This window comes from Streptomyces sp. NPDC111744, assembly GCF_055634995.1.
The window spans coordinates 1-10173 of record NZ_JBVKCG010000060.1 but is presented as its reverse complement, the minus strand read 5'-3'; the positions used below and the strand labels follow the sequence as shown (position 1 = coordinate 10173).

General features: G+C 67.7%; 4 protein-coding genes and 2 pseudogenes. 4 read left to right on the top strand and 2 right to left on the bottom strand.

Features of this window, described 5'->3' with window-relative positions; all coding sequences use genetic code 11:
* Nucleotides 1-529: 529 nt before the first annotated feature.
* Entirely contained in the window at nucleotides 530-1138 is a 609-nt protein-coding gene (locus tag ACZ7OO_RS43780; protein WP_471512969.1) for a hypothetical protein, read from the bottom strand.
* 1006 nt (nucleotides 1139-2144) lie between these two features.
* On the opposite strand from ACZ7OO_RS43780, the gene ACZ7OO_RS43775 reads away from it, so the two are divergent.
* Together ACZ7OO_RS43775 and ACZ7OO_RS43770 are read left to right on the top strand one after the other, a co-directional pair.
* Nucleotides 2145-4970, top strand: a complete 2826-nt coding sequence (locus ACZ7OO_RS43775) for a hypothetical protein (protein WP_471512968.1) — start codon at nucleotides 2145-2147, stop codon at nucleotides 4968-4970.
* A complete protein-coding gene (locus ACZ7OO_RS43770) occupies nucleotides 4967-8059 on the top strand; it encodes a hypothetical protein (RefSeq protein ID WP_471512967.1) in 3093 nt (1030 codons plus the stop codon). Before ACZ7OO_RS43775 ends, ACZ7OO_RS43770 begins: the two co-directional genes overlap by 4 nt.
* Here the strand turns inward: ACZ7OO_RS43770 and ACZ7OO_RS43765 are convergent.
* On the bottom strand, nucleotides 8026-8409 hold the full coding sequence (locus ACZ7OO_RS43765) for a hypothetical protein (protein ID WP_471512966.1): 384 nt from the start codon (nucleotides 8407-8409) through the stop codon (nucleotides 8026-8028). The genes ACZ7OO_RS43770 and ACZ7OO_RS43765 overlap by 34 nt on opposite strands.
* 232 nt (nucleotides 8410-8641) lie before the next feature.
* Between ACZ7OO_RS43765 and ACZ7OO_RS43760 the strand changes: the two are divergent.
* Nucleotides 8642-8815 (top strand): annotated as a pseudogene (locus tag ACZ7OO_RS43760) (IS701 family transposase); the annotation flags it as partial.
* A gap of 54 nt (nucleotides 8816-8869) precedes the next feature.
* Nucleotides 8870-10133, top strand: a pseudogene (locus ACZ7OO_RS43755) (IS256 family transposase).
* The last annotated feature ends 40 nt before the right edge of the window (nucleotides 10134-10173 follow it).

Genomic DNA, 10173 nt, shown 5'->3' with positions numbered 1-10173 from the left:
GCCCGAGCCGCCCTCGTCCTGCTCCAACTCGAACACGGCCGCACCGCCTGGACGAAGATCACAAAACGTCACGAGACGTTACCGAGAAGAGTTCATTGGGGTCCGGACTGAAGCCCCGATTGTCGCCGTGAAAGCATTCACCAAATGCCTCGATGGTCGGCGTGGGGATGAAGAATTCGAGCTATATTGCGATCTTATCGAACTCTGCAGGCATCGTCTCAGCCCTCCTACTCGATTATTTCGACACCCCGTTGGGTGTCGTCTGGTTCAGCGCTCGCCTCGACGTCGAGCTTCACGGGACACGCTCTAAAGACAGCTCGATCGTCATGACCACCTGAGGTTCCACTGGAACTTCAGGAGGCGCGGGAGGTTGCGCTGCGATGGTGGAACTCGCCCGACTACGATGCGGTGTTGGCGTCGTACCTGCCAGCTCGCATCGGCGGCTCCCCCCGGGTCTTCGCGGCTGGCCAGAGGGAGGATCCTGTGGGCCTCTTCGAAGATCTCCTCGTGGGCGTAGGTTTTGAGATTGCTATTTCGCTGCCCACACCAGCCCACAGGTGTTGTTGGTGAGGCTGCACCGCGCAACGACCGACTCGCGATGGGCGTGGGCGAGTGTCTCCTGAAGCGCATCGCCGAAGTCGGTCTTCGGCGATCCGGTCCAGTAACCGTCAACTGTCGTGTCGATCGCAGCCATCGGGTGATCCGTTCTCGGGCACATTGCGATGAAAGTGACGTTCGGGTCGGCGGCCGGTCCCGTGTACGGCTCACTGAAGTCGTCCTCGAGCGGGTGAAGGGGCGTGTCGCCTTGGATCGACAGCGCAGTGATGACCACGCCGACTAGTCCGAGGGCTGCTTCCTTGAAAAGGAAGTCCAGAGTCTCGGCGATGCCCTCGATGACGAGATGCTCTACCCATTCATCGCTTGACTCACCTTCGAGATCCGAGCGGGGCACCCAGGTCGTGGCACTCGCAATGTTGTCATCTCGCCCGGCATCGACCCCCTGGGTATAGACCTTCAACAATTCCGGTGACAACGGAAGGAAGTCTGAGCCACTCGGGTCTTGAAAGCCCGCCAAGTATCCGAGCTCCCATATCTTCGCCTGCTCTGGATCTGCCATGAAGGGGTTGATTGCTGTCATTACTTTCTCCTAGTCGTTACCGAATCGACGGGCCGCGTAGTCGGTAATGAATCGACGGGCCGCGCGAAAATGGAGCGCTGTCCTGACCAGGTCGGCCATGACACATCTGAGTTTGGCTTGCGTCGTCATCGAATAGGCTTCAAACGTTTCGCGCTGTGAGTCTCAAGCGGGGAGGGCCTATCGAGAGCATCTGACTTCCAGGATCTCAGGGTTGCAGCAGACCGCAACCCTGGAGCTGATCCGGCGGTCCCACAGTTCGCCCGCCCACTGCAGCGTGGTCCCCGAGCAGGCACGGCCAAGTAACGCCAACAGCGGCGTGCAGATCGAGGCTCTCAAACCAGCCGAGTTTTGGTGGCGGTTGGCCGTGACGGCTCGCGCGATCGCCGCACTGGACCAAGGGCGAGGCACCTCCGGGAAGTATGGTGCGTAGTCAACACCCTTGCTGAACAGACGGCTTGCCCCCGATTGCCGAGTGGCAGGCCATATGCGGCCGGAGCAGACTGGATTGCGGTGGCCGGAAGGGCCGTAACCGACCTGCTGGACGAGGCCTCCCAGCTTCTCCCTGCTGCCCAGGGCACTGTGCGCAGTCTCGTCCTGCAGGTCAGTAGCTGCTTTCCATCCCCCTTTCGGTCGACGGCGGCTTTTGACGAACGACTTTCCACAGTGCCCTGGGCGGCCCGTGGCGAGGAGGCGGCCGCAATGCTCCTGCTGATACGACCCGATGATCTCGTGGTTCTTGGTGTCAACTGGTCCGGGTTCCAGCTGGACGGCTCGCGCCTCAAGGCGGTCTCCGAGCCCGCCCTTGTGACGGCGCTCTTCCCGCCGCAGCACATGGCCGAGGAAGTCACCGGCAACGGCCTGGCCCAGGCACGGCTGTCGGGAACCAGCCAGGTCGTCTACCGGGTGGCTGTGGGGACCGTGATCGACCTGACCGTGGACGGGTTCCTGGAGGCCCTTGGCAGGGCGACGGTCCAGGACCAGACCGCGATCGAGCTGCCGTGGGGGTTTGCTGCTGTCGCCAGCGGTCGCCGCCACCAGCGACCATCCGGTCCAGGCGCTGCGGTCGAACCCCGCCGGGGACGTCGGCCTGTGGCGTACTCGCCTGTCCGCCGGGCTGGTACGACCCGCCGATGCCCGGCCGGGCGTCAACCTGGGGTTCCTCACCCCGGTGGACGGTCCGGAGCGGGCGCGGATCGTGGCGGAGAGCCAGCGCAAGCTTCCCGAAGTCCAGCGCCTGGAACTGACCGCACTCGGCGGGGCACTGACGGCGCGTGGCGACTGGGACACCTTTGAGTGGGAGCAGAACGTCGCGGTCGGACGGGACCAGAGGATGCGCATGGCGACCGAGGGTGTGCTCTACCCGCTCGGGCACCGCGCGGTCTTCACCGTGCTGACCGAACGGGGGATCGGCGACGGACCGGCCGCGCTCCGGCAGCGAAGGACTCTGGCCGTCACCGAGCCGGTGCGGTCCTCGACCGGCGACAACCCGGTCCACCGCAAATTCCCGTTCGACGCCTTCGAACTGACCACGCTCTGGTACGACAACCTGCCTGCGCCAGACTGGCAAACCTACACCCGGCCAGTTCCGATGGTCGCCGAGGTACACGACGAGCTCACCGCCCTTCAGTCGCAGTCCGCCGACCTGGCCGCCCAGGTGGACGCGGAGGGTCACCGTTTCCGCCCGCCGGAAGAACTCGGGATTCCCGAGGTGTCACAGCTGTTCAATGACGAGGCGGAGCAGGCCGAAAAGCAGCAGCAACTCGACGACGATCAGCCCAACCGGGATGCTGCGAACCACATCTCCGACCAGATGACCGCCATTCAGGACCGGATCGACAGCCTCCAGTTCACGGAGCCTGACTCGCCGGAGATCGCCGATCTGCAGGCTCAGCTGTCGGAACTCTCCCAGGAGCTTCGGAACATTCCGCTGCTGCCTAATTCGGTGATCTTCCAACTCTCCCAGCGAATCCAGCAGCTCCAGGCCGACATCGACCGGCTGTCCCGGATCGTGGACGCAGAGGGTCACCGCTTCCGGGACGTCAACGAACTGGCGGCAGGGGGCTTCGGCCCCGCCGTCGAGTTCCTTGACCTGCAGCCGCAGATCGCCTCTGCCCAGGCCCACGTCGCCGAACTCGAGGCGTTGGCGAGCCAGTCGTTCAACCTGTTTTTCATGCCACCGGTCCAGTTCCCGGTCCGTGGCAGTGGCCGAGCCGGTGACGTGGCCTTCGAACTGCCGCTGATTTTCGTGGCGGACTTCACGCTGGGGCCAACGGCGGACCTGCCGGGGGTCCGCTCGCTCACCGATGCCAAGGTGGCCGAGCGGTTGCGGACGGCGTACCAGGCCACCGTCTCGTTGCCGGGTGTGCGGATCGACCTCGTCCGGGCCCAGGACCCGAAGCCGGCCGACGTGCACGAGGTGCACGAAATCACCGTCGTCGGGACGGCGTTCGACGGGGGCTTCCACCCGCAGCTCGACCGGCTGACGGCCGCACTGCCCGCGCTGCGGGCGCTCCTGGGCGATCCCGACAAGCTGGTACCGCTCAAGTTCAGCGACACATTCCTCAGCCTCGGCGCGACTGAGCCGCTGCCGCTTCTGTTCGAGCCCGGCAACTCCTACAGCGCCGACTTCGCGGGGCGGGCGGGTGCACTCGTCACCCCATCGTTTGCAGCCGATGCCATCTCCCGGCTATACGGTCCGGTAGCGAAGGCGGGCCAACTCAAGGACGAGGCCGGGAAGCTTAGCGCGGCCCGGGTGTTCGGGGACACCGCACGAATCCTTGGGCTCCCGCTCAAGGACCTCGCCCCGAGCCTGGACGCGCCACCGGAGATCACGCTCGTCCCGCCCAATTCGGCGAAGATGACCTGGCAGAACGTCGTCCTCAAGGACCTCGCACCGTTCAAGGCCGGGCCCACCACAACGCTGAACCTCACCGTCGCGCGCTCGCCGGAGCACCTCACGACCAGCTGCGTGATCAACGACTTCACGCTGCAACTCGGGCTGCTGGACGTCGGCATCGGCTCCATGACGTACACCCAGGAGGACGACCGGCCGCCCCGGCTGGAGGTTCACGGCGTCACTCTGGACGTCGGAGGTCCGCTGAACCTGCTCAAGGAGCTCCTCGCCAAGGTGAACCTGGGGCCCGTTGCACCCGACATCGCGGTGACGCCCAAGCAGATCTCCGTCGGGTACTCGCAGCCCATTTCCGAGGTCACCACGGTCGGGTTCAGCCTGCGCAACATCCTCTTCCGGCTCGGCGTCACCGTCCCGCTGGACGGCACCCCGCTGACGGTCGAGCTGGCCTTCGCCAGCCGTGCGAACCCGTTCGCGCTGAACGTACTGCTCTTCGGCGGCGGAGGGTACGTCGATCTGGTCATCACCGACAACAAGGTGACCAGGTTCGATGCGGCGCTGGAGTTCGGCGCGTCGGCCTCGATCGGCATCGGTATCGCCCAGGCCGAAGTGCACGTCCTCGGTGGTATCCGGTACGAGCTGGTCGGCGACAACACCCCGGTCAGCGGCTATTTGCGCTTCGGGGGCGGGGTCGACATCCTCGGCCTGATCTCGGTCTCGCTGGAGGTCGTGATAACCCTGACCTATCAGCGGGCCACCAACGCGTTGATCGGCAGGGCGACCCTGGTGGTCAGCATCGACCTGACCTTCTACTCCGACTCGGTGACCGTGGACACCGGCGAGTACCAGATCAGTGGAGACCCGCCATCGCACCAGGGCCCGAGGCTGAGCCCGGGCCTGAGCTCGGCGGACGAAGCGGAGACCGGCCTGGCCGCCTGGCAGGAGTACCGGCGCGCATTTAGGAAGGCGGGGCAGCCATGACCGGCGGCGACTCGATGGTGTGGATGGCACTCCCCGGCGGCAGGGTGAACGCCGGCCTGGCGGTGCTGCGGCTGGCCATCCTTCCCCGGCTCAAGGGGCCGCTGGCTGCCAGCGAACTCGCCGACTGGCCCGCGCGCCTGCCTGGCGTCCCGATCCAGGTCACGCTGCGGCACGCGAGTACGGTCAAGACGATCAGCCCGGATCGCCGCAACGAGGCCAGGCCAGAGGTGTGGCAGGCACTGCTCGGCGGCCTGCCCGTCCGGCCGTACACACCGCACACGTTCCAAGGGACCACAGTGGAACCGACGTTGGCGCAGGCGGGCGCAGTCATCGACACCTATGCGGCGACCGCCAAGGCCCCGGACGACGTCGCCACCCAGCTCGAGTCCTGGAACCACGAGCCGTCCTCGCCCGTACCGGAGGGACCGCCGCCCCCCGCCGCAGAACTGGACTTCCACCAGCAGCTGGCGCGGCTGCGCGAGCATCCCGCGGTGCTCAGCGCACTCGGCCTGATCGTCGAACTTACGCTGCCGGTCGGCGAACTCAGCCCCACGGGGACAGTGAGCGTCGGCTCGCCCAGCCTGACCTCGGTGATCTCCCCGGCCACCAGCTACGAATTCGACGGCAGCCTGTTCCTTGCCGCCTCCGCCGGGGACCTCACCACCGGCATGCTCGACCTGCGCTCCGCCGACCTAACGGGGTCCGAGAGCACCGCCCGCTGGGAGATCACAACCTTCGACGTAGACGGCGCTGTGACGAGACTTCGCCAGGCGGCCCGGAGCGATCGCAGCAGCCTGCCGCACCTGCGCTCGACCGGCCTCATGCTCGTCCGCCGCGACCGCCAGGTCGACTTCGACGACCGCCACGCACGCGCGGCGTCCCACGCAGCACCAGGGAGCGACATCGGACTGGCCACGTTCAACGCCGACGACCTGCTCCTCGGCTACCGCATCGACATCCGGCCCAAGGATGCTCAGTGGGCGCCGCTCTGCCGCCGCATGGCCACCTACCACGTCGATGGCTTCGACCTCGGCCCGACCGTCGAGGAAGGGCAGGTCAAACCGTACGCCGCGACCGGGAACGGCGACCAACTGCGGGCCGACGAAGTGGTGGCCCGATGGTTCGGCTGGAGCCTAGTCCTGCCTCCGCCCGGCGCCCCAGGCGACCGACAGTCGACGGGCCCCCTGGGCTGGACCTTCAACGCCGAACCCGGCACCCTGCCCGAACTGCGGTTCGGCCACAGCTACGAGGTGCGGGCCCGCGTCGCCGACCTCGCTGGCGGAGGCCTTTCGGCCGACGATCCGGCGGCAGACCGCTTCATGAGCTCGCTCGTGGCGTACACCAGGTTCGAGCCGGTACCGCCACCCGAGCTGAGCGGCACGGAGCTGGTCATCCGCAGCGACCGGGGCATGAACGCGGCCCAGTTCCTCGCCGCCAACCCGCGCTACGCGAGCGCCACCACCACGCGAACCCTGACCGTCCCGGCGACCACCCTGGCACTGGCCGAACAGCACGGCATGCTCGACGGCGATGACGCCCAGACCTGGGCAGCGGCCCAGCAGCCCACCGACCCCGCCTCCGCCGGCGTCGCGGTCCATCTCGCGCTGCCGGTCCCGGTCACCGCCCGCCGCCCCTGGTCAGGGCCTTGGCCAAGGCGGGAGGCGAAGACCCTCACCCTGGTCGAACGCGCCCCGGGCGGACAGCCACAGCTCACCTGGAGCGCCGGTGACTCGGTGGCGACGGTCAGCCTCAGCCAGGCCGAGCAGATTACCGCGGAACTCTCTTCCTACCTGCCCGACGACTTCCTGGACAGGTTCGCCATCCGCCAATGGCTGGAACCTGGCAGCGAGAGCGCCGCCAGCGGTGGACGGCACCCGATGGTCACACCCACGCGGGAGATGACGCTCGTCCACGCCGTCCGCAAGCCTCTGCGCGATCCAAGCGGCACGCTCCAGTCGGTACGGGAACAGGGGCAGACCTTGGCGACCCTCGCGCCCTCCTCGCCGCGCCTCGAACTCGACCCGCGGAGTACCGCCCAGGTGCACATCACCGCCGCCTGGGACGAGTGGAACGACGCCACGGAACCGGTCGGGACCACGGCCGCCGTCCAGACGATCACCATGCACCCCACCGACGAGGCCCTGCCACCGCTACGCCACGAGTTCGGCGACGCCAAGCACCGCGTGGTCACCTACACGGTCACCGGCACCTCCCGGTTCCGGCAGTACTTTGCCGACGACGAGCCCGACGCGGCATTCCTGGCCTCAGCCCCGTTGCCAGCCGTCGACGTGCCCAGCACCGCCCGGCCGATCCCACCGGTCGTGCTGGGCGTACTGCCGGCCTTCAGCTGGCAGACGAGCCCGCCGGCTTCCGGTGCGGCGCAGTGGGACGACTTCCGGCGGACCCGGCGGGGCGGGCGACTGCAGGTCGAGCTGGCCCGCCCCTGGTACACGACGGGCCAGGGGGAGAGCCTGGCCGTCCAACAAACGCTGCTGGGCCGTGACCCGATCTGGAGCACGCCCGAATCGGCTGCGTCGCTCGCCGGTACGACCTTCCATGAGGTGTGGCGGGCGGGAGACAGCTGGTACGCCGACGTGGAACTTCCGGCGACCGGGTCCTACGCCCCCTTCGTCCGGCTCACCGTGGCCAGGCACCAGCCGAGCAGCCTTCCCGGGCTGCACACGTCCGCCTCCGTCGACACCGACGCGGTCGCGATCCTGCCGGACCGGACACTGACCGTGAAACGCCAGGGGACCGAACTGCACGTGCAGCTGAGTGGGATCGAGCCGACCGGCCCCCGGCCGAACGCCGTCCTAGTGCGCATGGAACAATACCCGTCCGGGCAAGGGGTGCTCACCAGCCTCGATGGCGCGGTCGGTGCGACAACGTGGGTACGGACCCCGGGGGCCACGGTGACGGGAGCCCTCAACACGCCGCTACCTCCGCTGGCCATTCCGCAGACGGGCGACAAGCTGAGGATCTACGTACGGGAGATCGAACGGCCCGGCACGTCGCCGAGCTCCGGCGAGCTGGCCGAACGTGTGGTCTTCGCCGACTACGTGCTCGGCTTCCCTGCGCCGCTCCCGTAATCAGCTACGGCGGCCTCTGCTCGGTGGATGTCAAGAGCGGCATCCGCGTCGCCGAGGCGCGCAACGGCCTTGGCCGGCTGCCGGGCGGTGGCCTGCGTCCAGTGGGGGATCTCGTCGCTGCAGCCCATACCGTCCAGCAGCACGTGCGCGACGGTGCCCTCGAACGGGGCGACGGCCGTGGCATCGCACTGGTGGGAGTGTCGTGTGAGCAGCCCCCGATGCGCTGCGCGGTGGCGTACGGCGGAGCGGCGGCCGCGGTTACCAGTGCTCGCGAGATCGTTGCTCAGGTGGGGCGTTTTGGTGAGGCGCGGGATGGCGAGCCGTACGTCGGCCAGCCGCTCGACGGTCATCGCGGGGCCGGGGTGCTCTCTGTCTTCAGGACGTCTCTCTCCACTTCAGCGGGGACGGGCGGCCCAGGTCGCCGTACACCTCAGTTGGGCTCCCTCGTCGTCCTCGGGTCAGAGAGGTGTGCCCTCTGGGTCGAGTCCGTTGGGCCATCGGACCGGGTGATTGAAGAGCCAGGCGTAACCGGCGTCCGCGGCTCTCCGGGCGAAGAACTCCCTGCCTGCAGGACCGGTCCGACTCGTCCCGCTGACCTGCCCCGAACTCGTCCCACTCCTCCGGGCGTTCGTCCTCAAACCACCCGTCCGGGAGACGGAACACGTCCTGCACTGGATGGCCTGGCGCCGCCACCATCAAGCCGTCGCGCAAGCCTGCCACCAGCGCCGACACGTTGCAGCCGGGTCTGTACGGTGAGCGGTGTAACTCCCGAGCCGGAAGCGACAGTTGATGACTGACGTGACGAGTGACATCGAGGCCGGGGAGGCCGCTGTGGGTGCGACGGGCACCGTGGATGACGGGCTGGTCGCCGAGTTGGTGGCCCGGGCCCGGGCCGGTGGGGTGAAACTCACCGGGGAGGGCGGCCTGCTGCAGCAGCTGACCAAGCGGGTGCTGGAGTCCGCCCTGGAGGGCGCCTCACTGATCATCTGGGGCACGAGCCCGGCGAGCGGGCCGAGGGCGGTCGGGAGAACTACCGCAACGGGCACCGGTCCAAGACGGTGATCACCGAGTCGGGGCCGGTCGAGATCGCGGTGCCGCGGGACAGGGCCGGGTCGTTCGAGCCGCAGCTGGTCAGGAAGCGTCAGCGGCGTCTGGGCGGGGTGGACGAGATGGTCCTGTCGCTGTCGGCGAAAGGGCTGACGCATGGGGAGATCTCCGCACATCTCGCCGAGGTGTACGGCACGGAAATCTCCAGGTCCACGATCTCCAGATCACCGACAGCGTGATGGCCGGCATGACGGAATGGCAGAACCGCCCGCTGGACAGCGTCTACCCGGTCGTCTTCATCGACTGTGTGAACGTAAAGGTCAGGGACGGGCAGGTCGCCAACCGGCCCGTCTACATGGCGGTGGCGGTCACCGCCGAGGGACACCGGGACATTCTGGGCCTGTGGATCGGCGACGGCGGTGAAGGCGCGAAGTACTGGCTCCAGGTCCTGACCGAGATCAAGAACCGTGGCGCGGCCGATGTCCTGATGCTGGTCTGCGACGGCCTGACCGGCCTCCCGGACGCCGTGATTACCGTCTGGCCTGCGACGATCGTCCAGACCTGCGTCGTTCACCTGCTGCGGAACAGCTTTCGTTACGCGGCCCGGCAGGACTGGGAGAAGATCGCGAAGGCGCTCAGGCCCGTCTACACCGCGCCGACCGAGGAAGCCGCCCTGGAGCGGTTCGTGGAGTTCACCGGCACCTGGGGCGGGAAGTATCCGGCGATCGTCCGGCTCTGGGAAGCGGCCTGGGCGGAGTTCGTGCCCTTCCTCCAGTTCGACGTGGAGATCCGCAAGATCATCTGCACCACCAACGCGATCGAGAGCATCAACGCGCGGATCCGCAAGGCCGTCCGGGCCCGGGGGCACTTCCCCACCGACCAGGCCGCCCTCAAGTGCGTTTACCTGGCAGTCATGAGCCTGGACCCGACCGGCACCGGACGCAAACGCTGGACCACGCGCTGGAAGGCCGCACTCCAAGCCTTCGACATCACCTTCGACGGCCGGCTCACCGCCGGACGCCGCTGAACAAAACCGACCGAGTTCCACCGTTCGCTACACAGACCCG

What these genes read in the sequence shown, in the direction of transcription:
- ACZ7OO_RS43780 (WP_471512969.1), bottom strand. Translation starts at nt 1,138, where the DNA reads ATGACAGCAATCAACCCCTTCATGGCAGATCCAGAGCAGGCGAAGATA.
- ACZ7OO_RS43770 (WP_471512967.1), top strand. Translation starts at nt 4,967, where the DNA reads ATGACCGGCGGCGACTCGATGGTGTGGATGGCACTCCCCGGCGGCAGG.
- ACZ7OO_RS43765 (WP_471512966.1), bottom strand. Translation starts at nt 8,409, where the DNA reads ATGACCGTCGAGCGGCTGGCCGACGTACGGCTCGCCATCCCGCGCCTC.